Origin of the sequence: Algoriphagus winogradskyi (genome assembly GCF_900182815.1) — a bacterium.
Classification (GTDB): Bacteria; Bacteroidota; Bacteroidia; order Cytophagales; family Cyclobacteriaceae; genus Algoriphagus; species Algoriphagus winogradskyi.
The window spans coordinates 580,602-606,828 of record NZ_FXUA01000003.1; the positions used below are offsets into that span (position 1 = coordinate 580,602).

A 26,227-nucleotide genomic window follows, 5' to 3' on the forward strand; every position below is an offset into this window, starting at 1 on the left:
AAGCGATTGCTTCCCTTTTTTATTACTTCAACCATTCAGGCTTAGTCGTCACCACTTCAGCCTGAAGCTGATTCAGTAGATTATACAATCCAAAATAGGTTCTGTTCACATACAGCCCATGTCTAGAACCCCGAGCCTGATTAGACTTCTTGAACATCTTATCGTTAGAAATCCGATCGCCCAGTTCGAAAATTTTCTGAAAGAAACTATCATCCGAGAAGTCGAAAGTCTCTGAGTGAAAAGGCTTTCCTAACAGGGAAATCATTTCTTTAAACACAGATTTAAAGTACACTTGCTCCTCCGGAGAGTCTTTATCTGTGATAAATTCCAGATCAAAGAATACCTTATCCAATTCTTCAGCATTGAGTTGGAGCTCCTTTTTGATCAACGCAAAATAACCCTGATAAAAATCGTCTGGAATCACTTTTACACAACCAAAATCAATGATACCCAGCTGATCGTTTTCCTGAATGATAAAATTCCCAGGATGCGGATCGGCGTGTACTTGCTGAAGATTATGCACCTGATGATGATAAAAATCCCAAAGTGCCTGTCCGATCTGATTTCTGGATTGCTGACTTGGTTTTGTTTCCAGCCATTCTTTCATATGCTTTCCTTCGATCCAATCCATCGTGATGATCCGTTCTGCACTCAATTCGTCGTAATACTTAGGGAATTTCAGATTTGAAATGTGCGAGCACTCACCCGAAATCTCTCTGGAACGCTTGACTTCCAAGACATAATCAGTTTCCTCCAGAAGCTTTTCCTCTACTTCCTCCATGTAATGATCAAGCTCCCGCTCATTCATATTCAGCAGGCGCAAAGCGAATGGACGAACCAACTTCAAATCAGAACTCACTGAATCGGCTATTCCAGGATATTGGATCTTTACAGCCAAAGTCTTCTCACCTAAGGTTGCCTGATGCACTTGCCCGATCGATGCGGCATTCACTGCAGAACGTGTAAAGGAATCGAAGATCTGTTCTGGACTCTTGCTAAAATACTTTTGGAAAGTTTTTACCACCAGCGGATAAGACAACGGAGGGGCCGAATATTGAGCCATTGTAAATTTATCCTGATAAGCTCTTGGCAAGAGATTCTTATCCATTGACATCATCTGGGCTACTTTCAACGCAGATCCTTTCAGCTGACTGAGTGAAGAGTAAATATCCGTTGCATTATTCTGGTGAAGTTCTTCCCTATCCATACTAGGGTTCACCATTTTCTTGGCGTAATGCTTCACGTAATTGCCGCCTACTTTTGCTCCAGTAGAGATGAATTTCGCAGCACGCTGCACTTTTGAGACAGGGATTGCCTGCTGCTCATTTAAGTTGTCTGTCATGGCTTATTTAGACTGATACATGAATTTTGCGAAGTCAATAAAAGAGTCAAGTGCACTTTTTCCCATAAGATCAAAAGCCAGATTCACTGATTTTTCTATTGCAGCATCGGTTTTCTCAAATCTCGGAGATCTATCATCCAACCAATACCGGAATACAAACCCAACCTGAATCCAGAGCGCTTCATCATATCGATCTGAAATAACGGGACGAGATGCGATTTCTTCGGTTTCCTTTCCCTCGAGAATTATCTCACTGGCAAAAGCTTTAAACTTCTCTTTGAATTCAGCTGATTCCTTCGGCAACGTGACAAAAGACTTCGCCTTACTTTCGTATAAACTCAGCAAATACGATCTGTTTTTCTTCAAGACTTCAATCCACGTAAACAGAAAGCTCAAAAATTTCTCCCGAGCTGAATACGCTTCAAATACTCCCTGCTTTTCGATATCAGCTAAAGTCTCATCAAAAATATCTACCAGAATTGTAGATTTTATCGCTTCAAATGAGGTGAAGTAGGTATAGAAATCCTCCTCCTTCATTTTTAAATCCTTTGCAAACTTGAAAACTGACTTGGGTAATTCACCATGCTCAAGCACATGGTTTTTAAAGCCTTCCAAAATCAGCTTTCTATAATCTTTCTTGGTTGTCTTCTTAACAGTGGTAGTTTCCATAGTATTTCTTTTATACTAATCAGTAACAGTCAAGAGGTACAACAGGTTTAGAAAAAGCTGAAAAACATTTATGAGGCCACCACCTATATAGTGGTCTATGCGGCACATACTACAGTAAAAAATTTAATACCTATTCCGCTCTTTCGGAGCTCAATCACGTATACAATTTCATTGACCCCAGCCCTACAGGCTAGGCTTTGATATTTTGGGCTTTCAGCCCAATCTTAAATTAAATAATATTAAAAGATATGCCCCCTCTGTGTAATCCTCCGTGTACTCTGTGGCTAAAAAAATAAAAAAAACCGAAGTGATTAGCTTCGGTTTGATACTCATTTCTTTACTTAGCTTTAGCCAGAAACCTTTTCAATAACTAAGTTATGGTTCGTATAAATACAGATATCAGCTGCAATATTCAGGCTTTCTCTTACCATCTCCTCTGCTGTCATGTGCGGTGCAAACTGCTTCATCGCTCTAGCTGCAGACTGTGCATACATGCTTCCTGATCCAATAGTGGCTATTTCCATATCCGGCTCGATTACATCGCCATTTCCGGAAATAATCAGAATATCATCGGCGTCAGCTACGATCATCATTGCCTCCAACTTGGAAAGCATGCGATCTGTTCTCCATTCTTTTGCCAGTTCCACAGCTGAGCGCTTCATATTATTCCCAAAAGCTCCGAGTTTTTCCTCGAACTTCTCTAAAAGTGTAAATGCATCCGCCGTAGAACCTGCAAAACCAGTTACAATCTTGCCGCCTTGCAATACTCTCAATTTTTTTACGCTGCTCTTAGCTACAGTATTTCCTAAAGTTGCCTGACCATCAGCTCCTATTACTACTTCTCCATTATGTCTGATCGCAACTACGGTTGTTGATTTAATTTTTGTCATGTCTGTGGTTATTGTGTGCTCGTTACTTACCAATAAACGTACAAAAAGCAAAAAGTCCTGAAATCAGGACTTTTTGGCAGTTAATCTATTTCCTTATACCAGTATTCTGACTGGATCTTCAAGTAAGCTTTTCAAAGTAATCAAGAATGCAGCTCCAACGGAACCATCTACCACTCTGTGGTCACAGGACAAAGTTACCTTCATCACATTACCCACTTGCATTTGGCCATCTTTCACTACTACCGTTTCCTTGATGCCACCAACTGCAAGTATACATGCATCTGGTGGGTTAATAATTGCAGTGAATTCATCCACCCCGAACATTCCTAAGTTGGAAATAGTGAAGGTATTTCCTTCCCAATCCTTAGGCTGTAGTTCTTTATTCTTAGCTTTTCCACCTAGGCTTTTCGCCTGTGTAGAAATCTGAGAAAGTGACAGGCTATCTGCAAATCTAATCACTGGAACCAAAAGACCTTCTTCCACAGCTACTGCCATACCGATATGAATATGGTCATTGTATCTGATCTTATCTCCTAGCCAGCTAGAGTTTACTTTAGGATGCTGACGCAAAGCTGCCGCAGTTGCCTTGATCACCATATCGTTAAAGGAAATCTTCACTGGAGCAATTTCATTCATGCTTTTTCTAGCTTCAATTGCTTTGTCCATGTTGATTTCCATGGTCACGTAGAAGTGTGGAGCACCAAACTTGCTTTCAGCAAGTCTCTTTGCAATCACTTTTCTCATTTGAGAAACTTTCTCTTCCTTGAAGCTTTCTACTCCAAGACCAGGAGCAGCAGTTCCAACAGCTTCGCCTCCTTGTGGAGCAGCCGCAGGAACAAAATTCTCAACGTCTCTTTTTACAACCCTTCCGCCTTCGCCAGAGCCACTTACCGTGCGTATATCTATTCCTTTGTCCTCAGCCATTTTCTTAGCCAAAGGAGATGCTTTTAATCTATCGCCCTCAGCATTAGTCGCAGGAGCACTGCTCGCAGCTGGTGATGATGAAGCTTTAGGAGCTTCTTCTTTTTTGGTTTCTGGGGCCGATTCAGCTTTAGTTTCAACTGGTGCTTCAGAAGATTCGGATTTTTGAGCTTTCAAAAGTGTTTCGAAATCAGCACCTTTTTCACCGATCACAGCGATCACTCCATCAACTGGTACTGAGTCTCCAGCTTCCACACCTATATATAGCAAGGTTCCGTCATCATATGACTCCAGTTCCATTGTTGCTTTATCTGTTTCTACTTCTGCGATGATTTCACCTGACTTCACATCATCCCCTACTTTCTTCAACCAAGTTGCAATAGTTCCCTCTTGCATGGTATCAGACATCTTAGGCATTGTGATTACAATCGCATTGATGTTTGAAGTATCAATTTTCTCAGCCGGAGCTTCAGACTTTGCAGGTTCAGCTTTTTTCTCTTCAGCCTTTGGAGCTTCTTCAGTTTTCTTTTCCGCAGGTGCATCTCCACCATCAAGTAGGTGCTGATAATCTTCACCTTTCTCTCCGATAACAGCTATTACGCCATTCACAGGCACTGCATCTTTTTCTTTAACTCCAATATATAAAAGCACACCCTCGTCGTAGGATTCCAGCTCCATCGTTGCTTTGTCAGTCTCCACTTCAGCCAGAATATCACCTGGCTTTACTGAATCTCCAACTTTTTTCAACCATGCAGCGATCACACCTTCTTCCATGGTGTCGCTCATTTTAGGCATTCTTATTATTTCGGCCATAGGTAATTCCGCGCTAATTCGTTTTTAAAGTGTCCAAAAATAGTTTTTATAATGGCTTTAATCAAATTTAAAACTAGTAATTTCCCCAAGCATTTCAGCTATCAAACCTTAGCCCCCTGATATGCCATTACTAGAACATAGCACCTACACCAGGCCTAAGTGGTTGTTTAACGGACACTTAGAAACAATTTACCCTTCTCTTTTCAGGAAAGTAACCGCTCCTCCACCCTTTAAGGAGAGAATCAATACTTCAGACGGTGACTTTCTGGATCTGGATTGGTACCGACAAAACAAGTCAAAATTAGTCATCATCAGTCATGGTTTAGAAGGCAATAGCACCAGAGCTTACATGCTTGGAATGGTCAATACCTTTATGGGAAAAGGCTACGATGTGCTAACCTGGAATTTTCGAAGCTGTAGTGACGAAATGAATAAGCAAGTGATTTTCTACCACTCTGGTGCTACTTACGATTTGGATTTGGTGGTCCAGCATGCAATTACTGCTTATGAAGAAATAAACTTAATTGGGTTTAGTCTTGGCGGAAATCTGACATTAAAATACTTAGGAGAAAAAGGTGACACTATACCAAAACTTCATAAAGGAGTAGCTATCTCTGTACCTCTGCATTTAGGAAGTTCCTCACGAAAAATATCTGAAATGGAAAACACCTTGTATTCCAAACGCTTTTTGCGAAGCCTAAAAAAGAAAGTTATCGATAAATCTGCTACTCATCCGGGTCAAATCCCTGTAGAAACCCTAAGAAATATTAAAACTTTGGCTGATTTTGATGATTTTTTTACCGGCCCGCTTCACGGCTTTGCTGATGCTGAAGAATACTATGAAGTGAATTCTTCTCTCTACTTTCTAGATCAGATCAAAGTACCCACATTTGTCTTAAATGCACTAAATGACCCTTTTCTAAGTGAAAAATGCTTTCCGACAAGCCTTGCCAAATCACTTGATCAGGTGTATTTTGAATTCCCAAAACACGGAGGTCATGTGGGTTTTTCTCCTGAAAACTCATCAAAACCTTATTATTCGGAGCAAAGAGCAGTTGAATTTATAAGCGCTGTTATCTAACTTCCTGCCAATTACAGCGATATAACATTATGTGTGGACGATATTCCCTAAGCAAAAGTAAAGAAGAACTTGAAGAGAGATTCAAAGCAGAAATGCTAACTGATCTAAAACCTAGGTATAACATCGCTCCTACACAACTTGTACCTGTAATCACCTCGCAGAGCCCAAAAGGATTTTCTTATTTCTACTGGGGAATCACTCCGGAATTTGGCAAAAACAGACCTGTAGCTCAGAAGCTAATTAATGCAAAAGCTGAGACTGTAAATGAGAAAATTTCTTTCAAAACAGCCTTCAGACAGCGTAGATGTATTATTCCTGCTGATGGATTTTACGAATGGAAGCGACTTGGGAAGAAAACTTCTGTCCCCTACCGATTCACCCTGCGTGAAGGTGAGCTTTTTTCTTTTGCAGGAATATGGGAGGAATATGAGTCTACGAATGGAGAAAGTCAGCATACTTTTTTGATTCTTACTACTACTCCTAATTCCGTTGTCTCTGATATTCATGATAGAATGCCAGTCATCTTAGACAGAGATGCCGAAAAAAAATGGCTGGATAGCTACGCCGCAGAAGAAGAACTTATAACTATGTTAAAACCTTATTCAGCGGACCACATGTTAGGCTTTACAGTTTCACCTTTAGTGAATTCTGTTCAGAATGATAGCCCTGCAGTCATCCGCAAAACCTCTCCTATGGACCAACATGGGAATTATACACTCTTCGGTTAATTCTACCGCTAGTCCTTGTCGCTTTTGCTAGAGTAAATTGATCTCGCGATATTGTCATTCAATTTCATGAATAACCCAAATTGACATGCAAAAATCTAGGATTTTAGGAGTCGGTCACTATGTACCAGAGCGAAGTGTAACTAATCATGAGCTTTCTGAGATGATGAACACTAACAATGAGTGGATCGTCGAACGAACGGGTATAGAATCTCGCCACTGGTTTACACCTGGTGTAGACACTGTCACCAGCATGTCAAAACATGCTTCAGAAATGGCTCTGAAAAGAGCTGGAGTGCAGGCATCAGAAATTGATTTCATTGTTTTTGCCACTATTACTCCAGATTATTTCATTCCTGGAAATGGTGTTTTGCTTCAACGTGAGCTAGGTATGGGGACCATTGGAGCTCTGGATATCCGAAACGCCTGTTCTGGATTTATCTATGCACTTTCCATAGCAGATCAGTTTATCAAAACTGGTATGTACAAAAAGATCTTGGTGGTAGGAGCTGAAATCCAGTCTTCAGCTCTGGACAAAAGCGACGAAGGCCGCTCCAGTTCAGTCATTTTCGCGGATGGAGCCGGCGCTGCAGTTCTAGGAGCTGCAGAAGCGGATCGGCTTGGAATTCTAAGTACACATCTACACTCCCAAGGCGAACATGCTGAGGAACTTTATTGCAAAGATCCTGGAAGTAGTCGTGAGGTTAGGATTTCTCCCGAGTTGATCGAGTCAGGAAGTTTTTTCCTTAAAATGAATGGAAATGCAGTTTTCAAGCATGCAGTAGTGAGATTCATGGAAGTGATCAAGGAAGCACTCGATGCAAATCAATTGGATCAATCAGCTATAGATTTACTGGTTCCTCACCAAGCCAATCTCCGTATCAGCCAGTACATACAAAAGCAGCTGGGACTGCCTGACGAAAAGGTATTTAACAATATCATGGACAAAGGAAACACTACGGCGGCCACTATCCCAATTGCGCTTAGCGAAGCTTGGGAGCAGGGAAAAATCAAGGAGGGAGATTTGATTTGTCTTGCCGCCTTTGGGTCTGGGTTCACATGGGCCTCTGCAATACTACAATGGTAAATGGCAGAAAATCCGAATGAAATAGATTTGGAGCTTTGGCTTGACCGAGAGGTAATCCCTCGCCAAAATAAGTTAAAAGCTAAATTCTGGGATATCCTTTCTGAGATCGGAAACGCCGTGGACTCGGAAGACCTTGTTAAAATTCATTCTCGCAGTCGCGGAGTAAAATTATCCAAAGGAAATGACCTAGTAGGATTTCCATACCAAGTTTTGGATTTGATTAGAGATTTTGATCAAGATAACGGTCTAAACATTCGTCTGCTAAATTGGTTTGGACATGGTGTTTTCCTGTTTGTTTTGATAGGAAAAGAGCATCCAAAAGCACCCTTAAATCAACTGAGAAGCGAGAATTGGATGTTTGATTTATCACAAACACCATGGGATTATCCTGAAATTCTATTGAATTTCGCAGCTACTATTACGCCCACGGAGAATGAATTAGCAAATTCTTCGTTTTACCAATGGCACAAACCAATTCCTATTAGGTCTGCCTCAGAAATTAAGACGAGAATATTGAATGAACTAAAAAATCTGAATTACTTACTCTCGGAAAAAATGGGATAAAGCTGGAATTAACTTATTTTTAAACAGGATTGAAGATCCTTCGTAAACTAATCAGATTATCCTTTTGTAAGATTTCACCTAACCCATGAAATCTAGACGAAATAAAAACCATATGAAATACCTCCTAATCGCAATAATCCTTTTCACCACGCCAGTATTGGCCCAAGAAAGCGCTATGGTCCGGCAGTATAATTCCGACTCTACGCTAATGGCTACAGGTATAGTTACTAATTCAATGCGGGAGGGATTGTGGAAATATTACAATCCTAAAACTAACACACTTCTTACTGAAGGAACTTTTAAAAATGGGAAAAGGGAAGGGCTATGGACCAGCTTTTATAGCGATGGTAGAAAAAAAGTAGTAGCAGAATATAAAGACGGGATTCTCTTTGGTCCATCTAAATTATATGACGCAGATGGAGCATTGAAAAAAGAAATGATTTTTAAAGATTCTGTAATTGTCGGGAAATACGTAGAGTATTTCGGAAGAACGGGAGTACCAGAATACATTGATGCAACTCAAGTTTCTCTGGAAGGCCAGTATGAAAACAGCAAAAAAACAGGTCAGTGGGTGCAATACTATGATTTTGGTGAGGTAGCTACAAGAGAATTTTATGTAAATGGACTAAAAGAAGGCCCCTACTTGGAATACGATCCAGAAGGTGTACTGATTACCGAAGGTTTATATAAAGGAGGACAATTAGATGGCGCATTCAAAAGACTCACCTATCCAAATCTAGTAGTAGAGGAAGGAAATTATAAGAATGGAAAAAAAGTAGGCGAATGGACACGCTACTTCACAGGAACCAAATCAAAAGAATCAGAGGAATTTTACGACGAAAATGGGAATCGTATTGGAACATGGAAGTATTACTATGAAAACCAACGACTTGCTAGAATTGAGAAGTACGAGAATGGAATTGCGGTAGGTACCTGGGAAGAATACTTTCCTAATAAGGAGATTGCTAAACGAAAAACATACGACTTAGGCGTTCCAGTAGGTGACTATGTAGAATACCATAGTTCAGGTCAAATATCAGTATCTGGACAATATCAAAATGGAATGAAAACAGGTGTTTGGAAGAGCTTCTTTCCTGATGGCGAAATTTATTCCATTGGAGAATATAGAAATGACTTAAAAACTGGACTTTGGAAATATTTCAATAAAATCGGAATACTGGTGGCTGAAGGTGAATACAGCTTAGGCCTTGAAAATGGACAGTGGGTTTATTATTACGATGGGGGGCAGCTGAAATCCGTAGGAAGCTATAACATAGGATTCGAAAATGGTATTTGGGGGCTATTTTATGACAATAAGCAACTTACCCAAGAAGAGTTTTGGGACAATGGCCGTCTAATGAATATCAGCGAATACAAATCCTATGATGGAACGGAGAACTTAAACAAAGGAACATTGAAGGATGGAAACGGGACAAGAATCACCTATTATGTGAATGGGAAGAAGGAATCTGAGGGGAATTACATTGCCGGAAAAGCAGCGGGTACTTGGCTATTTTACCACGAAAATGGCAGAAAAGCCTCTGAAGGTCAAATGAAAGATGGTAAAAAGGAAGGGCCTTGGAGATACTATAATCCTGCTGGACGATTAGAGGATTTAATCAATTACAAAAATGATGAGATAGAGGAAGAGTCATTGAGTAATTTGATCAATTTCAACTAATGGAAAACATTGTTGAAAATTCAGAGTTTCTTTAATAAAACCCATCATGTTCGGATTATTTAACAAGAAATCAGAGAAAGAAAAATTACAAGAAGCATACTCAAAAAAACTAGCTGAAGTGCACAAAGCATCACAAGTAAATAGAAAGGAAGCTGATCGTTTGGCAGCAGAGGCTGAAGAAATAGCAAAAAAAATTGACTTATTATAAAAAGTATTTCAAACCAACTCTGCTACTTTTCAGACACAGTATTTTGAATTTCAAATAATTAGGATTACATTCAATCACTATTTAACCTAGTCCAGTAGGATTTTTTTTAACTACTAGTTTATTTAAGGGTGATTGAGCTACGGACGAAAAACATTAAGCTTTTTAAGCTCGGACTATAATCCGAGCTTTTTTTAGGTTCGAGAATAGTCATCCTCAACTCTTACAATATCCTCTTCATTGGATGGGTGCTGAGGATCTATATGCATCCAAATTTCTGCAACTATTCCCCACGAATCCAATCCAACCAATCGATGCCTTTCACCTTGTGCCAGAGAAATAGTTTTACCAAGTTCTAATTTCTCCAAGTTCCCAAGTTCATCTGTTGGGCTCCTTACTATACCAGCCTCTCCATCAATTAGCTTCCAGATCTCTGCTCTTCGATGATGGTATTGCCATGAAAGCCGGGCTCCTGGTGCCACCAATAGAAATTTCGGACTAAGTTTCTGAGATAATTGATGTTCAGATAATTCAACGTCTTGGAAAAACATTTTAGCAAATTCTCGAATTTGGCTTTCATCCAATACGAAAAAACCGCCCCAAGGCCTTTTATCATCCTTAACTGCAATTCTGAAACCTTTAACATTCAAAAAGTCCTCAACTCTCTGAAATACCTCATTTTCATTTAGTTGGCTATTTTTATCAAGTAAATCCATGTCTGTATTAAAAATGTGAATGTCAAAAATAATTAAATCATAGAGAAAATGCATTCCTTAAAAAAAATATCACATTTAGAATCTTTTGTAAAAAAACCTAAGCCACACACCTTGTAATTGGCCGATATCATGAAATTTAATCTACCATTACCTTATTTTTTTAATAAAGTACTTTTTTGAAATTCAAAAATTGCCGTAATTCAGGCATAACTTACACCTATGCACTTAATAAATCCACAAGAAATAATCCAAAAAATGGATGGAGTGGTAGAAATAAAAAGCTACCTAAATAAAATTAAGATTATTAAGAACCTCTATACTAAGGGTGCAAATACTGCAAGCGAAATTTGCGCTGAGGTCGGAATCTCCTTACCTACCGTCAACTCCCTACTTGGTGATTTGATTACCAGTGGAGAAGTTATCAAGCAGGGGCGAGCTGAATCTCAAGGTGGTCGCAAGCCAGATTTATATAGACTGGCCCCCGATGCTTTTTATGTGCTTTCTGTCGATCTTTCTAAGTTCAACATGAATCTTGCACTTTATTCATGCAATCAAACCCTGACTACCACCAAGGAAAGTCATAGAATAAGCCTAGACAACGAAAAGGAAACCTTTGATCGCATATGTACACTTATAGAAGCATATCTAGAAAAAACAGGAATTCCGGCTCATAAAGTAATCGCGATGGGCTTTTCGATGCCAGGTTTAACAGATTCAGTTGGAGGGGTGAATTATACTTATCTAAGATTTGGGAATAAAACGCTCCTAGAGAACTTGGAATCTAGATTTTCTAAGAAAATATTCTTGGAAAATGATGCGCGAGCGATGACACTTGCAGAATATAAATTCGCAACGGATGGCAGTCATAAGAATGTACTTGGACTTTTTATCGGTTGGGGAATTGGTCTAGGGATTATCATTGATGGGAAGTTATATCAGGGCGCATCTGGTTTTGCAGGAGAATTTAGCCATTCGCCTATCTTTGAATCCAGAGATGTAACCTGCATATGTGGAAAGAAGGGTTGCTTAGAGGCTGTGGCCTCAGGGACAGCTATCGTGAAAATGGCTGAAGAGGCTATAAAACTAGATAAGGACAGCATACTAGCCAGAATGGCTCGAAATCATGAAGGCGATATAATGCCAAATCTAGTGGTAGATGCCGCTTTATCAGGAGATCAAAGAGCGATTACCATCCTCTCTGAAGCAGGTCTTGACCTCGGTAGAGGGATCTCAATGCTCATCCAGGTACTAAATCCTGAATTAATAATAATCGGCGGATCAGTAGCAGAAGCAAATCAATATTTAATTACTCCAATTCAACAGGCTTTAAATATTTACAGTATGGCTAAGTCACGTGAAAAGTCTAAGATCGCCCTATATCAATTAGGTGAAGATGTTGGTCTTTTAGGTGGAGTTGCCGTTGTAAACGAAAAACTATTCGAAGATGTAATCAATTGATTGGGGCTAAACTTCGAAGTTTCAAAACACATGAATTTCCTTAACAAATCTAAGACAGTCCTATTACTGAGTTTAGGGTCTTTCATATTTCTTAAGCCAGTCCTTCCTCTTCACGCTCAATCTTCTTCTCCGAATTTTGAAAAAATCTCCAATAAAAAATCCGGGATTACTTTCAAAAATCAACTGAAAGAAGATGAAAAGAACAATATTCTACGCTATGAATACTTCTATAACGGCGGTGGAGTAGCAGTGGGTGACTTGGATAATGATGGCTTGGAAGATCTATTTTTCACAGCAAACATGTCTTCCAATAAGATTTACCGAAATCTTGGGAAGTGGAAATTTGAAGACAAAACAAAATCAGCCGGAGTCGCAGGTAAGGACGTTTGGACTACTGGCGTCAGTATGGCAGACGTGAACGGAGATGGCCTATTAGATATCTACGTCTGCTATTCAGGTAAAGGAACTCCCGCAAAAAGGGGAAATGAACTCTGGATTAATCAAGGGGATTTTACTTTCAAGGACGAAGCAGAAGCATATGGATTAGCTGATCAATCCAATAGTACGCAAGGCTTATTTTTTGATTTTGATCGAGATGGAGATCTAGACTTGTATTTGTTGAATCATCACATTGAAGCCATAAATGAGCTTGAATTTAGTGATGTAAAAACTATCAGACACCCTTATGCAGGTGACAAGCTATTTAGAAATGATAGCGGTAAATTCATTGATATAAGTGAACAGGCTGGCATCCAAGGTTCCGCATTAGGCTTTGGCTTGGGTATAGTCTCATCAGATGTCAATCAAGATGGTTGGCCAGACATCTTGATAACTAATGACTACATAGAGCCTGATTATCTCTATATCAATAATGGCGACGGTACATTTACCGATCGATTGAAGGAATATTTTCAGCACATCTCCCACTTTTCAATGGGAGCGGACATATCGGACATCAATAATGATGGAAGACCTGACATCTATACATTAGATATGCTCCCAAAAGACAATGAGCGCCAAAAGCTACTTTATGGACCAGAAAATTACGAGCAATATGCCTTGATGATACAGGAGGGATTTCACCATCAAAGTATGAGAAATATGCTCCAGATTAGTCAAGGCGATGGATTATTTGCAGAAGTAGGTCAACTCGCTGGTATTTCCAATAGTGACTGGAGCTGGTCAGCCTTATTTTTTGATGCAACAAATAATGGAAAAAAAGACCTTTTCATTACAAACGGCTACTATAGGGACTATACCAACAGAGATTTTTTAAAGTATAAAGGAGATTACTATTTCAAACAGGCGATTGCCAATGAGAAAGCGGATACGCTACACTTGGTCACCACGATGACCTCCACTCCTATTCATAATTACTTTTACGAAAATACCGGAGAATTAAATTTCGTAGATAGATCATTAGATTGGGGATTTGAAGAAAAGGGATTTTCGAGTGGAGCGGTTTACTCGGATTTAGATAATGACGGAGATCTAGATTTGGTAGTCAATAACCTGAATGAGCAAGCCTCTATTTATGAAAATGTCAGTCCTTCGAAAAATTGGTTACAAATTTCACTAAAAGACAATTCTTTAAACTCATTTGCAATAGGAGCAAAAGTCGAACTATTCACAGGCAAAGAAAAACAAACTATTGATAAACAAACAGTTAGAGGATTTCAGTCTTCAGTTAGCCCTAGACTTCAGTTTGGATTAGGCGAACTCTCACATGTTCCTTCTATTCAAATTACCTGGCCGGACGGCACTCAACAATACCTAGAGAATACACCCTCTAATCAGCATCTCACTATTGAAAAAGATAGTTTTCAAGGAGCAAAATCTGCTACAAAACCATCTCCTATACTCGATAAAAGCAACTTTGCTCCAACATACATCCCTGAGCCAAATCAGTTCAATGACTTCAAGCGTCAGCCTCTGATGCTTACCATGCCAAGCTATATCAGCCCAATTTTATCCCAAGGTGACATAAATGGAGACGGCAATCCAGAGCTATTTATCGGGGGATCAAAAGGACAAGCTGGTAAAATCATGACCTACGAAAACGAAACTTGGAAGAGCTATTCTGGCTTTAGATCTTCTAATGAATTCACCGATGCCGTGGCTATTTTTGAGGATTTCAATGGAGATGGCAAGCAAGACTTATTTATTGGAAGCGGGGGATATCATGACTATTTAGGCTCCGATGAGTCACTTCGGGATAGACTTTATTTGAATGATGGGTTGGGTAATTTGACCAGACAACCTTCATTTCCTACTTATACATTAAGCACGGGGACTGCCCAGGCTTTCGATGCAAACGAAGATGGTCACCTAGACCTATTTATCGGGGCTAGACTTATCCCAGGGCGATATCCAATTATCCCTACTAGTAAATTACTCATCAATGATGGTCAGGGAAATTTCACCGATCAGACTATTCAGTATTTACCTAATGAAGGGATAATAGGATTAATCACTTCTTCAGAGTTGATTGATTTGAATTCAGACGGTAAAATGGATTTGGTTTTGGCGGGTGAATACATGCCAATCACCATTATGATTAATACAGGAAACAGATTTGAAAATCAAACCTCAACATACATCAAAACAGATCTTTCTGGCTGGTGGAACACACTAGTCAAAGCAGATATTGACAATGATGGAGACATGGATTTGATAGCTGGGAATTTTGGTTTAAACTCACAATTTGAAGCGAATGAGAATAAAAAGCTTCGATTGTATGCCGCTGATTTCGACCAAAATGGATCAATCGATCCTATCCTAGAATGCTTTGTTGGAGACAAAATGTATCCTTACCCAAGTCGGGATGAATTATTGGATCAAATGGCAAGTATGAGAAGTCGATTCACGGATTACGCTTCCTACTCCAAAGCGACAATGACGGATCTTTTTACAGTGAAGGAGTTAGAAAGCTCCCAAATTCTGGAGGCAAACACCTTAGAATCAGTTATTTTAGAAAATACTGGAAATGGGCTTGACGTTAAATCTCTCCCTAGAATAGCACAATCATTTCCTGTCTTTAGCATTTTACCCATTGACTTAAATCAGGATGGTCATATGGATTTGATTTTAGGAGGTAATCAATCTTATACCCGCATACGTATTGGTTTGATGGATGCTGGATTAGGTTTGGTGCTTATCGGTGATGGTAACGGAAACTTCTCCCCTTTAAGTCCTTCAGAATCTGGCCTAGCAATAAAAGGAGATATAAAATCCATTTTACCATTTAAAACCGCTTCAGGAACAGAGCTACTTTTCGGAATCAATCAGAAACTTTTGGAAAGCTACACGATTAAATGAGTCGATATTTAATAAAATCATTTGCCCTACTTACGCTGATTTGCTCGGTGATGAATGCTTCGCTAGCGAAGCCAAAAGAAATCAATTGGCCGAAAGTGTACGCACAAGAACTCTTTCACATCACCGAAGTGATGGTGACTGATGTAGCGAGCCCTCCTGTCGCAGCTAGAATCTATGCTTATTCCAACCTTGCTGCATACTTGGTTACCAAGGAATCCGGAAAAGCATTTGAAAACCTAAACATCCTAGATCAAACCTACCTAGCGGGTCATGATTGGGAAATCACATATCCAGAAATTAGTTCCCCTGAGTTTGCAGCTATCTACGCGATGCTGAAAGTAGGGGAATCCATCATGCCTTCAGGATATCTATTGAAAGAAAAACAAGATGCATGGGTTGAAGCTGCTTTAAAAGCAAAAATAATCACAAAGAAATCAATGCAGGCGAATTTGGACTTTGCCTCTCTCGTTGCTAAAAAAGTGATGGATGTTGCTAAAAAAGATGGCTATTTACAACTATCCACGTTACCTAGATATACACCTCAGAAGGGAGAAGGCTTTTGGTACCCAACCCCACCTGCCTACATCGCTGCGGTAGAACCAGAATGGGAAACGATAAAGCCTTTTTTCATACAGGACCTAGAGGAGTATAAACCCGCTCCAATGGCACCTTTTGATATGACAGAAGGTAGTTCTTTTCACACCCAATTGATGGAAGTCTATACCACCACCAATGAGCTCAATGAAGAGAGAAAGCTGATTGCCAACTTCTGGGACTGTAATCCCTTCAAGGTTGAATTCTCAGGCCACATGGCTATAGGAGTAAAGAAAATATCTCCTGGTGGGCACTGGGTAGGTATCACTGGAATTGCTGCGCAAAAAGCCGAGTTATCTTTTGAAGAGACTGCTTATGTACATGCATTAGTCGCAATGACACTTCATGATGCCTTTATTTCCTGCTGGAAAGCTAAATACGACACAGATAGAATCCGGCCCGAAACTGTGATCAATCAGCAACTAGATCAACGCTGGAGACCATTACTACAAACTCCTCCTTTTCCAGAGTACACTTCTGGACATTCTGTAATCAGTAGAGCGTCTGCAGTAATTTTAACCGGTTATTTCGGTGATAATTTTGATTTTATTGACAGTTCAGAAACCTACTTTGGATTACCAGAAAGACCGTTTCCTTCCTTTCTTTATGCTTCTGAAGAAGCCGCCATTTCCAGACTTTATGGAGGAATTCATTTTAGAGATGCCATCGAAGAGGGCGTCAAACAAGGTGAGAAAATTGGGAATATGATCTGGGAAAAGGTTGTATTAGAAAATTAGATTGACTTAAAGTAACCACGAAAAATATGCGTTTCCATCTCACCATTTACCTTTTTTCATTCCTTCTAACCTCAGTAGTAGTTAGTTCTTGCAAGACAAAACCTGAGGAAAAGGACACAGCTGAAACAACCAATAAACCAAATATTGTCTTGATTTTCGCAGATGATTTAGGTTATGGAGATTTGGGAGTTTATGGAGCTACAGAATGGAAAACGCCCAATCTGGATCAGCTCGCAGCAGATGGTGTACGATTCACTCAATTTTATGTTCCTCATGCAGTTTGCTCTGCATCGAGAGCAGCTTTGCTAACTGGTACCTACGCCAACAGATTAGAAATATTCGGCGCGTTGGACCATATCGCAACTCATGGTTTAAATCCTGATGAAACTACGATTGCTGAAATGCTTAAAGCTAATGGCTACGCAACCGGGATGGTCGGAAAGTGGCATTTGGGACATCTCCCTACTTTTTTACCTACTGAGCAAGGTTTTGATTCTTATTATGGGCTTCCATACTCTAATGATATGTGGCCACATCATCCAGAGGCTAAGGATTATTATCCACCGCTACCGCTTTACCGAAACACCGCTGTGATCGATACACTTGATGATCAAAGTATGTTGACCACGAATTATACTGAGGAGGCGATTAAGTTTATAGAGAAAAGTAAAGATGAACCATTCTTCCTGTATTTGGCGCATAGCATGACTCATGTGCCACTTTTTGTATCTGATAAGTTCAAAGGTAAATCCGAGCAAGGGCTTTATGGAGATGTCATGATGGAGGTGGATTGGTCAGTCGGTCAGGTAAGGAAGAAACTGGAGGATTTAGGATTAGCTGAGAATACAATCATCATTTTCACCTCTGATAATGGGCCTTGGCTCTCTTACGGAGGTCATGCAGGACTTACAGGAGGTCTCAAAGAAGGCAAAGGCACCTCTTGGGATGGGGGAATCCGTGAACCGGGAATCTTTGTCTGGCCAAATCATTTTCCAGCTGGTAAGATCGAAAAGCAAGCGGCTATGACGATAGACATCCTACCAACACTCGCTGAAATTACGGGCTCGAAATTACCTGAGTTAGCAATTGATGGTAGAAGTATACTTCCTATTCTGGAAGGAAAAGCAATTGAGCCAAAACCCTATTTTGCTTACTACAATAGAAATGAATTACAGGCTGTAATTTATGGGAAATGGAAAATGGTTTTTCCTCACACCTACAGAAGTATCCCAGAAGGAACAGAAATGCGAAATGATGGAATTCCTGTAAAATACCAAATGTTGAAGCTGGACAATGCTGAGCTTTTCGATCTTTCAATCGATCCGAATGAAACGTCTGATGTCTCAGATAGCAATCCTGAAATCGTTTCTAAGCTAATTCAGTTTGCTGATGAAGCTAGAGCAGATATGGGTGATGCTTTGACAGAATCAGATGGAAAAGGGTTAAGAAAGCATGGAAGATTGGAATAGGGCAAATTGATGAAACCTAATACTCTCCTTTCCAATCAATTTGCTTGGAGAAAGGATCTAAAAGTTCATCCAAAATCACCGAAACTTGCTCTCTGCTCAGGTTCATTTCTGTAGTGAACTCTCCACCTATCCCTCTACCTTTCCAAGCTTGGGCAATTTCCAACAATGGCGTATTTGGTTTGATCATTTCAAGTATAACTTGTAATCTCAGTCCAGTCAAATAATCTCCAGATGCTCCCCAAAAATCTTTTAGCTCAGAATAAAGAGGCCTTAATCCATTCACTAATTCATATTCAGTGACCAATCGATCAGGATAAAACCAAGTTTGATTAGCCCAGAGATAAGGAACTCCCTCCCCTTTCAAAATCCCAGTTGCCCCAATTTTTTGCATTGCAGCAAAATTTTTGTCATTAGGATTCACATCGATGAATGGCATGATATAGGCATGTTGGGATAGCAATATTGCCTGAACCTCTCTGATAGAAACCTCATTAAGTTTTTTCTTTTCCTTAACTGCAACAGAAGCCAAAACACCTGCAGCTTGTCCAATGCCTAACACTACTGGCTGGAGTCGTGTCGCTCCATTCACAATATTTGAAACTGAGATACTCTTTTCTGCAAGAATCAACGCTGGGTGATTCTTTGGAATCAAAGCCCCCAACGGAACATTGTAAGATGGAACACGAATTTTGATAAAATCAATTGCTGGAGCTTCTGGATTCTTCTTATGATGATGGTCAATGGTATAATCTCCTACCACGACGCCGGTTCGATATAAAGGATTTGTTGCTTCATATGGTGTACGCACATAAGGCAAGGTAAAATCAACCAACCCAAAAAATCTTCTAGATTCCCTGTGATATGGAATCATTGGCAGATCATCTTCTGTTGGGTATTCATCCTCTGCTATTCCTAAATGGGAGTAGCCAAGTTCATGTTGGATATAATAGATAAATCTCAGACTAGCCTGCTTTGCTGCCTCCAGAGCAACTCTGCGCTCCTCTGGATTCATCTCTACAATGTTCAAATAGTAATCATTCCCGCAATTCGGCCAATTGATCATGTATTTTCCATTGGGTAGCTTACCATAACTCAGCATTTTGTCACAATCTAAAGTGGGAGCATTCTCTGAAATAGGATCAGCATGTGCACAAGCACAGGCAAACTCAGCTGGATCATAATTAGCTGGTTTTTGAATAGTCTTAGTTGCCCCTTTTCCATAATCCTGAAGTGTGACCACATAAGTGAGATCTTGGATTATCCTATTACTTTCTGCTGGCGCAAAGCTTTCCCCAATTTCATCTCGTGCATCCATCCCAAGACGGTATGCTAAACCTTGTGAAGCAGCCACATCACCGAGCTCTGTGGCATCAATTAACATAGGTGCTTCCACCGTTAGCAACTCTCCTTTATATAGATACGTAATGGTCCAACCCCTATTAGAGTAGTCAGCTGTCTTCCAGTCACTTTCGAGGGAGACAGTCAAAGCGCTTACCGACTTAGCCATATCCTGAAGTATTTGGCTTGCCACTTTAGGTTCAAAAAGTGTATTACTCACCCACCCGGTAGAAAGCTTATCCGGGCCTCCATAATGCTCTTCTAATCTCGCTTTGAACTCGCCCCAGACTCCGGAAGGCAAGCGATGATTTCCATCAATTGCGGAAACCCCAGCAGATGTAAGCATTCCTCCAAGCCAAACAGTTGGCTCAATAATCAATGTTTTAGTACCTAACCTACCAGCAGAAATACCAGCGGCAGTACCACTTGCTCCACCTCCAATAATGATTAAATCATACTTTTGTTGGCCAAAAATAGGTGTGACAGCCCAGATAAATAGACAAATAAGAATTGCATTAAATCTAATTGTACTCATTTTATATGGTGATTAAATAAAGTTTAAGCAGGAGCCAATCAAAGCGGCCCTTTCACCTAAAACAGATTTCTTTATCGCTACGGGATAACCCATTGTAGCTAAATAAGAAATGGTGGTTGGTAAATATAGATCTCCAGCTAGGCTAATCTTCCCTCCCACAACTACACCTTCAGCATGCAAGCGCATCAAATACGGTAATAAAAACTCGCCTAATGCCCTTCCAAAAGTCTCAAAAATCTGCTTGGAAATCACTGAATCGAAACTCTCATTAAGTAGATCTTTCACACCTGAAATTTCTAAACCATAATGTTCAAAAGTATAATTCACAAACCACGCAGTCCCCAAATAATCCTCTGCTATTCCATCTCTGAAGGGTGCAGTCCAAAGCATAGCGTCCTTGACTACTTCCTGAATTTTGATAGCCGAGCCTAGCCCAGTACCCAAAGTGATCCCTATAGAATTTTGAAAATTTCTTCCTGCACCGGCATAACTTTCACCGATCAAAAAAGCCTCTGCGTCATTTGTGAAGTGAATTTGATCAGCAGAGATCTTAAGACTTTCAGCTAGCAAATCTTTCACCGACATCTGATACAATGAGGACATTTTCCCTTGATCCTTGATCAAAGAAATCCCTTTTTCATAGTCGTATGGACCAGGCATTGCAATTCCAACGGTGATATCTTTTGAATAGTCAGCGGCTCTTAAAATCACATTGGTCCATTCACTTATAATTGATTCCTGGTCTACATATGTATTCACATCAGCCTCATGAAAATTATGAAAAATCGCATTCCCTTCTTGCAACCCAACCTTGGCTGCTGAGATGTGCGAACCGCCAATATCCACTCCGATCAATTTCATGGTATAATTAGTCCTAGTAATAAATTCATAAATCTAATTTAAGACAAAAAGAAAGAGGCCTCGAACCAAATCGAAACCTCTTTCAAAAATCTAATTAATTATAGGGAATTATTTATCCCACCAAACGGAATTAATCCAGGTATCACCCCCCATATTAGAAATAGCATTTGCTAAACTTTCTGGGTTGGTAGTACTTTCAGATGCTGGATACAATTGCCTTCTAGGAATTTGACCTGAGGAGAAGTTTCCTGTATAATTCACAGCACTCAACTCAGGATAGCCAGATCTTTTCCAGTTATTCCATGACTCTACGAAATTAGCTAAAACACCAGTAGTAGCCCAGATTTGAGTATTAATCATTTTAAGAGAAGCAGCAGCACTACTTGTATCTAAAGGATTTGCAGCAATGTAAGCATCAGCGTCAGCCTCAGAAACTGTTCTACCACCAAACTTACCAATGGTAGTCATGGCGCCTTCTAATCCAGCAGCATAGTAAGAAGATGCTGTCCCTGAAACTGAAAAACCTCTTGCTGCTGCATCAGCTAGCAAAAACTGAGTTTCAGCATAAGTAAGGATAAACACCGGTGCGTTTCTATCTCTATATATGGCTGTAGGTCTAGAATATGCGCCAATTGGAGCAACATCACCACCGGTCCCAGTTGGTCCAGGATACTTCGCGTATTTAGTAATATCCTCAGCACCACCTTTCAAATCGTAACCATTTGGTAAGCCAATTTGAACACTAGGGTCACTATTTCCAACAATACTTCCGTTACGATTGGCAGAAAGTCCAGCTGGCGGTACTTCCGCAATTATTGATAAACGTGGATCATTGTTTGACTTTAAGAAGTCGATCAACTTTTCTGACCAACGAACTTCATATACATCATCAGTTACATTCAAAGCATTTGCACTTGAATTAGCATAGCCATTATTCTGATCTGAAACTAAAACTGCTTCATCTGCAGGAGAAGCAAAGACACCACCAGCAATAGCTTTTTGAACATAAGACTGTGCAGTAGAAGGGTCTACATCCACTAACCGCATTGCCATTCTAAGCATAATTGAATACCCCAGTTTCTTCCATTTCGTCAAATCACCTCCATAGAGAACATCATTTTTAATTGGATCACCAGAAGTATTAATAGAGGAAAGAGCCCCTTCTAAGTCAGCAAGCATAGCCATGTAAGCTTCGGACTGAGAATCGTATTTAGGCTGAGTGATCCCAGCTTCTGCCATTAGTGCTTCGCTATAAGGAATATCACCATAAACATCAGTCACGAACGAAAGCGTAAGGACTTTCCAAATTTCTCCTACAGCCACTAAATTCGTGAACCCTTTTGTCTCTGCTAGAGATTGCATTTGGTAAGCTCTAGAAGCAGCAGCGAATCCATCATTCCATACACTTTGTATGTAACTATTTGTACTTCCAGATGCTACATATTTATCAGCATTTGAGTAATAGTTAGCTCCACCTGTCGATGTAGATGCCATTATTTGTACCCACATACTTTGGAAAAGTATGGCTCCTGTATAACCCGTCATCATATTACTGTAGTTATACTGAACTGTAGGTAAAATCAAGTTAGGGTCAAAAACACTACCATCCGCGCGGTTTGGATCCGTGTTAATATCGGCAAAGTCACCGTCACAGCTTGATACGGCTAATAAAATACCCGTAAGAAATATGCTTATATATTTTTTCATATTAGTTCAATTTGAAATTAAGGTTAAAACCAAAAGATCTAGTGCTCGGAAGGTTACCACCCTCAATACCAGTGTAGTTAATATTTGAACCGAAGTTAGCTTCAGGGTCAATATTCTTAGCTTTACGCATTAAGAAAGCAAGGTTTCTTCCAACTAGGGAAGCACTCAATCCTTTCAATACTGGGACATTTCCAAACCATTTCGCTGGGAAAGTGTAACCTAGGGTCAACTGTCTCAACTTGATGAAATCACCATCAACAACACTTGTACTTGTTACATTCTGTGCCAAAGCTTGGTAATAGGCTTGAGCAGGAGCAGTCACTCCTCCATTAGTCACACCTGACTCTCTTCCTTCAAGAGTAATTTGGTTAAGGCCTCTGAAAATCGAGTAAAACTCAGTTGCAGAAAGCACTTTGTTACCGTAGTTATAATCTATCAAGAAAGAGAATGAAACACCTTTGTAGTTAAATTCGTTATTCCATCCACCGTAAAGAGTTGGCAACACAGAGCCCATATTGATCAATTCTCCACGAACTGGAAGTCCAGCCTCGCTCACCATGATACTTCCATCAGCATTGTATGCATAGTCATATGCTCTAATCTGAGGGCCAGCTTCACCTACTACATACGAAGTAATGGCATTTCCAAGGGTACCCCTGTTTTGACCTAAGTTGATAGGGTTGTTATTTGGATCAGTACTTAGTATTTCACTCTTAACATTTGATAAGTTGAATGATGTCTTCCACTGAAAGTTAGAAGTCTGAACAGGTACACCTGTTACCAAAACTTCCAAGCCTTTGTTACTAGTAGAACCAGTCGCAACTACTGAGCTATTGAAACCTGAAGTAATACTTAGGTTGGCATTCATAATTTCATTGTGCGTTTCCTTCTCATAATAAGCAATATCAAAACCTAAACGGTTGTTGAAGAAGCTCAGATCAACACCCAATTCTAATTCACTGGTAGTGAACGGCTTGAGGTTCAGGTTAGGAAGAGCAGTTGGAGAAGATCCAGCAGGAACTCCGTTATAAGAGTTTGCAGAATTGTAGTAGAATGTACTTTGGTAAGCATCAAATGGCTCACCACTAGTCACAGCGTAAGACGCTCTAACTTTACCAAAATCCAAAGCCGGCATATCGATCAACTGATCAAAAACAAATGCAGCTGCTACTGATGGTGAGAAAATACTATTGTTAGAGGTAGGCAACGTACTATAAACATCATATCTACCTGTAGTTGTCAATGTCAGGATATTATTATATCCGATACCAACTGAATAGTAAGCCGATTGAACTTCTCTTTCATTGTAAGAATAGGATCTGTTGAATGCCTCAACATTAAATGGAGAATACAAATAAGGGATTACAAATCTACTTCCGCCTACTCCTACTGACTCAAATTTGTTATTTCTTCTATTTGCACCAGCTAATAAATCTAGATTTAATTTGCTTGTTAAATCAAAATTAGCACCTAAAATACCGTCGATGTTTGTTTCAGTTCTTGATGACTGGCCTCTACCATTTAAACCTCCTTGAAGGTTTGCAGAATAAGCAAGTCCAGATGGATCTACACCAAAAAAGTCATCGTTAGATGCATCATTACCAAAGCGTATCATCGCGTATATATCCTTAGTAAAGCTATATTTAGTTGATATGGCAGATATAGTACGCTTCCTTCCGATATCATTGACACCTTGGTTTGCAATAAAATAGGGGTTAGTCACATAGATATCATCACTAAATACCGTCTCAGCACCTGTTTCAGGATCAAAGCCAGGAGCAAAAATACTCTGTCTAATATTTGGTGCAAGGAGTAAGAAGTTGTTAGGATTCTTAGGACCATCACTTAGATTAGGCACATTGGTAGATTTCTGATCAGTGTAATTGATCATGGCAGTCACATTAAACTTTTCAGTAATGTTTTGCTCAACGTTCAAGTTCAATGATAGTCTATCTACTCCACTATTAGGGACAATTGATTTAGCATCAAGATTCGAAGCGGACATTCTGAAAGATCCATCTTTACCTAGTCCTTTGGAAATAGATACTGTATTGGTAAAGTTTGTACCTGTTCTGTAGAAATCAATATAACGATCATTAGAAGGAGAATATGGATATTGATTTCCATCAAAACCTATTACTTGGCTTCCATCCATTTTAGCACCCCAGGCCAGACGGCCAGAAGTCTGAGCGTCAACAGCCGTAGTTGGCTTCAATCCTCCAACTCCTTGACCATAAACTTCCTGGAAATCTGTGAAATCCACTGGATTTTCAGCCATTACGTTCATAGTATAGGTTAGAGACCAGTCGTCACCCTTGGACCCTTTCTTTGTAGTAATCAAAATAACGCCGTTTGAAGCTCTGGAACCATAAAGTGCAGATGCAGCTTGACCTTTCAACACAGTCATTGTCTCGATGTCATCAGGGCTAAGGTTACCAATACCGTCACCACCATCTGCTCCACCCCATTGTCCAGCCGAACCTCTTTGGGTATTATCCATTGGGATACCATTGATCACATATAAAGGAGATCCAGTACCACTGATACTTGGTAGGCCTCTCAATGTGATTTTGGATGTTCCACCAGGACCACTATTGGTTCCTTTTACAACTAAACCAGCTACTCGGCCTGCAAGGGAGTTAGCCACGTTTGTTTCGCGCGCAGTGGTCAATGCCTCACTACCTACTTGTGTAACAGAATAACCGAGAGTTTCCTTGTCCTTGCTAATACCCAAAGCGGTAACAACCACCTCAGATAATTCACTTGCATCTTCAGCCAGAACAACGTCCAATTCAGTCAAATTACCCACTGGAAATTCTTTCGAAGCATATCCAATGAAGGAAAAGACTAGAACTGAACTAGGACTTACAGAGATTGAATACTCACCATCTATATTCGTGGTGGTCCCTGTCTGATTACTTTTATCCAGGATAGTGACCCCTGGCATAGGCAAGCCGTCCGTCGATGCGGTAACGACGCCTTTCAGCACCCTCGTCTGAGCTTGCACATTAGCCATTAGGCCAATGGTCAGAACAAGTGCTAAAGCAATTGATAGAATTTTTTTCATAGTTTGAAAATAGTTGTTAGAAATAAAATGATTTTACTAATCGTGCACCACATACCTCTGCGCACTAGAGGACCATTCATTCACAATAATTTAGTTTGGTTGGATAATAAAACACGTTTGATAATCTCTCATATTTTTTTGATGAGGTTAATTATCTACAGTTCCTAAAGCTAAAAAAAACAACTATCTATCAAAAACTTTAAAGTATTTTTTCTCTAAATATACAGTCACTTAGCAAAAAAAATTTATAAAGTAACTCCATATTTCGATTATTTGGACTATCGCCCTAATTTTTGAGACGTTTTTTTAGACTCATGTCAAAAGATTTTAATTATGTGCAGGAGCAAGAGAAGAAAATTGCTAAAACGGCTTTATTAATAGTTTCAGGCTACTCTGCATTTCGAATAATAAATAATGCGGTAGATCTGCAATCAGGGTAATTGCATGAT

The 26,227-nt window shown here is 39.9% G+C and carries 19 protein-coding genes; 10 read left to right on the top strand and 9 right to left on the bottom strand.

The features are described 5' to 3' along the window. Nucleotides 1-22: 22 nt before the first annotated feature. The 4 genes from QOL76_RS10910 to QOL76_RS10925 all read right to left on the bottom strand — a co-directional run bounded on the left by QOL76_RS10910 (nt 23) and on the right by QOL76_RS10925 (nt 4,635). Nucleotides 23-1,342, bottom strand: a complete 1,320-nt coding sequence (locus QOL76_RS10910) for an ABC1 kinase family protein (RefSeq protein WP_283412993.1) — start codon at nt 1,340-1,342, stop codon at nt 23-25. 3 nt (nt 1,343-1,345) lie between these two features. Continuing rightward, on the bottom strand, nt 1,346-2,011 hold the full coding sequence (locus QOL76_RS10915) for a TetR/AcrR family transcriptional regulator (RefSeq protein WP_283412994.1): 666 nt from the start codon (nt 2,009-2,011) through the stop codon (nt 1,346-1,348). 347 nt (nt 2,012-2,358) lie between these two features. Then, entirely contained in the window at nt 2,359-2,901 is a 543-nt protein-coding gene (gene hslV / locus QOL76_RS10920) for an ATP-dependent protease subunit HslV (protein ID WP_283412995.1), read from the bottom strand. A gap of 93 nt (nt 2,902-2,994) precedes the next feature. Further along, nucleotides 2,995-4,635 (bottom strand): pyruvate dehydrogenase complex dihydrolipoamide acetyltransferase, encoded by a 1,641-nt coding sequence (locus tag QOL76_RS10925; RefSeq protein WP_283412996.1) that lies wholly within the window; start codon nt 4,633-4,635, stop codon nt 2,995-2,997. A gap of 121 nt (nt 4,636-4,756) precedes the next feature. On the opposite strand from QOL76_RS10925, the gene QOL76_RS10930 reads away from it, so the two are divergent. The 6 genes from QOL76_RS10930 to QOL76_RS10955 all read left to right on the top strand — a co-directional run bounded on the left by QOL76_RS10930 (nt 4,757) and on the right by QOL76_RS10955 (nt 9,981). Continuing rightward, on the top strand, nt 4,757-5,716 hold the full coding sequence (locus QOL76_RS10930) for a YheT family hydrolase (protein WP_283412997.1): 960 nt from the start codon (nt 4,757-4,759) through the stop codon (nt 5,714-5,716). 29 nt (nt 5,717-5,745) lie between these two features. Then, nucleotides 5,746-6,444: an SOS response-associated peptidase gene (locus tag QOL76_RS10935; RefSeq protein ID WP_283412998.1), complete on the top strand. Its 699-nt coding sequence runs from the start codon at nt 5,746-5,748 to the stop codon at nt 6,442-6,444. Between the two features lie 85 nt (nt 6,445-6,529). Beyond that, nucleotides 6,530-7,528, top strand: coding sequence for a 3-oxoacyl-ACP synthase III family protein (locus tag QOL76_RS10940; protein WP_283412999.1), 999 nt, complete (start codon nt 6,530-6,532; stop codon nt 7,526-7,528). Beyond that, nucleotides 7,529-8,092 (top strand): hypothetical protein, encoded by a 564-nt coding sequence (locus tag QOL76_RS10945; protein ID WP_283413000.1) that lies wholly within the window; start codon nt 7,529-7,531, stop codon nt 8,090-8,092. Nucleotides 8,093-8,177: 85 nt separating this feature from the next. Next, entirely contained in the window at nt 8,178-9,773 is a 1,596-nt protein-coding gene (locus QOL76_RS10950) for a toxin-antitoxin system YwqK family antitoxin (protein WP_283413001.1), read from the top strand. A gap of 46 nt (nt 9,774-9,819) precedes the next feature. Continuing rightward, on the top strand, nt 9,820-9,981 hold the full coding sequence (locus QOL76_RS10955; RefSeq protein ID WP_116116491.1) for a Lacal_2735 family protein: 162 nt from the start codon (nt 9,820-9,822) through the stop codon (nt 9,979-9,981). 191 nt (nt 9,982-10,172) lie between these two features. On the opposite strand, the gene QOL76_RS10960 is transcribed toward QOL76_RS10955, so the two are convergent. Then, entirely contained in the window at nt 10,173-10,694 is a 522-nt protein-coding gene (locus tag QOL76_RS10960) for a cupin domain-containing protein (RefSeq protein ID WP_283413130.1), read from the bottom strand. Nucleotides 10,695-10,913: 219 nt separating this feature from the next. On the opposite strand from QOL76_RS10960, the gene QOL76_RS10965 reads away from it, so the two are divergent. The 4 genes from QOL76_RS10965 to QOL76_RS10980 are packed head-to-tail and all read left to right on the top strand — an operon-like array spanning nt 10,914 to nt 18,270. Continuing rightward, on the top strand, nt 10,914-12,152 hold the full coding sequence (locus tag QOL76_RS10965; protein WP_283413002.1) for an ROK family transcriptional regulator: 1,239 nt from the start codon (nt 10,914-10,916) through the stop codon (nt 12,150-12,152). A gap of 30 nt (nt 12,153-12,182) precedes the next feature. Continuing rightward, nucleotides 12,183-15,470 (top strand): VCBS repeat-containing protein, encoded by a 3,288-nt coding sequence (locus QOL76_RS10970; protein ID WP_283413003.1) that lies wholly within the window; start codon nt 12,183-12,185, stop codon nt 15,468-15,470. After that, nucleotides 15,467-16,801 (top strand): vanadium-dependent haloperoxidase, encoded by a 1,335-nt coding sequence (locus QOL76_RS10975; protein ID WP_283413004.1) that lies wholly within the window; start codon nt 15,467-15,469, stop codon nt 16,799-16,801. Before QOL76_RS10970 ends, QOL76_RS10975 begins: the two co-directional genes overlap by 4 nt. Before the next feature lie 26 nt (nt 16,802-16,827). After that, nucleotides 16,828-18,270, top strand: a complete 1,443-nt coding sequence (locus QOL76_RS10980) for a sulfatase family protein (RefSeq protein ID WP_283413005.1) — start codon at nt 16,828-16,830, stop codon at nt 18,268-18,270. A 16-nt stretch (nt 18,271-18,286) separates the two neighbouring features. On the opposite strand, the gene QOL76_RS10985 is transcribed toward QOL76_RS10980, so the two are convergent. From QOL76_RS10985 to QOL76_RS11000, 4 genes are all read right to left on the bottom strand, one after another. Beyond that, complete coding sequence (locus QOL76_RS10985) at nt 18,287-20,143, bottom strand: FAD-dependent oxidoreductase (RefSeq protein WP_283413006.1); 1,857 nt, start codon at nt 20,141-20,143, stop codon at nt 18,287-18,289. A 12-nt stretch (nt 20,144-20,155) separates the two neighbouring features. Further along, nucleotides 20,156-21,004, bottom strand: a complete 849-nt coding sequence (locus tag QOL76_RS10990) for an ROK family protein (protein WP_283413007.1) — start codon at nt 21,002-21,004, stop codon at nt 20,156-20,158. 108 nt (nt 21,005-21,112) lie between these two features. Next, nucleotides 21,113-22,711 carry a SusD/RagB family nutrient-binding outer membrane lipoprotein gene (locus QOL76_RS10995; protein WP_283413008.1) on the bottom strand — a complete coding sequence of 533 codons (1,599 nt, stop codon included), beginning with the start codon at nt 22,709-22,711 and terminating at the stop codon, nt 21,113-21,115. Between the two features lies 1 nt (nt 22,712). After that, on the bottom strand, nt 22,713-25,778 hold the full coding sequence (locus QOL76_RS11000) for a SusC/RagA family TonB-linked outer membrane protein (protein ID WP_283413009.1): 3,066 nt from the start codon (nt 25,776-25,778) through the stop codon (nt 22,713-22,715). Between the last annotated feature and the right edge of the window lie 449 nt (nt 25,779-26,227).

Excerpts from the sequence above, each read along its gene's own strand:
- QOL76_RS10910 (WP_283412993.1), bottom strand. The coding sequence starts at position 1,342 with ATGACAGACAACTTAAATGAGCAGCAGGCAATCCCTGTCTCAAAAGTG.
- QOL76_RS10915 (WP_283412994.1), bottom strand. The coding sequence starts at position 2,011 with ATGGAAACTACCACTGTTAAGAAGACAACCAAGAAAGATTATAGAAAG.
- hslV (WP_283412995.1), bottom strand. The coding sequence starts at position 2,901 with ATGACAAAAATTAAATCAACAACCGTAGTTGCGATCAGACATAATGGA.
- QOL76_RS10925 (WP_283412996.1), bottom strand. The coding sequence starts at position 4,635 with ATGGCCGAAATAATAAGAATGCCTAAAATGAGCGACACCATGGAAGAA.
- QOL76_RS10930 (WP_283412997.1), top strand. The coding sequence starts at position 4,757 with ATGCCATTACTAGAACATAGCACCTACACCAGGCCTAAGTGGTTGTTT.
- QOL76_RS10935 (WP_283412998.1), top strand. The coding sequence starts at position 5,746 with ATGTGTGGACGATATTCCCTAAGCAAAAGTAAAGAAGAACTTGAAGAG.
- QOL76_RS10940 (WP_283412999.1), top strand. The coding sequence starts at position 6,530 with ATGCAAAAATCTAGGATTTTAGGAGTCGGTCACTATGTACCAGAGCGA.
- QOL76_RS10945 (WP_283413000.1), top strand. The coding sequence starts at position 7,529 with ATGGCAGAAAATCCGAATGAAATAGATTTGGAGCTTTGGCTTGACCGA.
- QOL76_RS10950 (WP_283413001.1), top strand. The coding sequence starts at position 8,178 with ATGAAATCTAGACGAAATAAAAACCATATGAAATACCTCCTAATCGCA.
- QOL76_RS10955 (WP_116116491.1), top strand. The coding sequence starts at position 9,820 with ATGTTCGGATTATTTAACAAGAAATCAGAGAAAGAAAAATTACAAGAA.
- QOL76_RS10960 (WP_283413130.1), bottom strand. The coding sequence starts at position 10,694 with ATGGATTTACTTGATAAAAATAGCCAACTAAATGAAAATGAGGTATTT.
- QOL76_RS10965 (WP_283413002.1), top strand. The coding sequence starts at position 10,914 with ATGCACTTAATAAATCCACAAGAAATAATCCAAAAAATGGATGGAGTG.
- QOL76_RS10970 (WP_283413003.1), top strand. The coding sequence starts at position 12,183 with ATGAATTTCCTTAACAAATCTAAGACAGTCCTATTACTGAGTTTAGGG.
- QOL76_RS10975 (WP_283413004.1), top strand. The coding sequence starts at position 15,467 with ATGAGTCGATATTTAATAAAATCATTTGCCCTACTTACGCTGATTTGC.
- QOL76_RS10980 (WP_283413005.1), top strand. The coding sequence starts at position 16,828 with ATGCGTTTCCATCTCACCATTTACCTTTTTTCATTCCTTCTAACCTCA.
- QOL76_RS10985 (WP_283413006.1), bottom strand. The coding sequence starts at position 20,143 with ATGAGTACAATTAGATTTAATGCAATTCTTATTTGTCTATTTATCTGG.
- QOL76_RS10990 (WP_283413007.1), bottom strand. The coding sequence starts at position 21,004 with ATGAAATTGATCGGAGTGGATATTGGCGGTTCGCACATCTCAGCAGCC.
- QOL76_RS10995 (WP_283413008.1), bottom strand. The coding sequence starts at position 22,711 with ATGAAAAAATATATAAGCATATTTCTTACGGGTATTTTATTAGCCGTA.
- QOL76_RS11000 (WP_283413009.1), bottom strand. The coding sequence starts at position 25,778 with ATGAAAAAAATTCTATCAATTGCTTTAGCACTTGTTCTGACCATTGGC.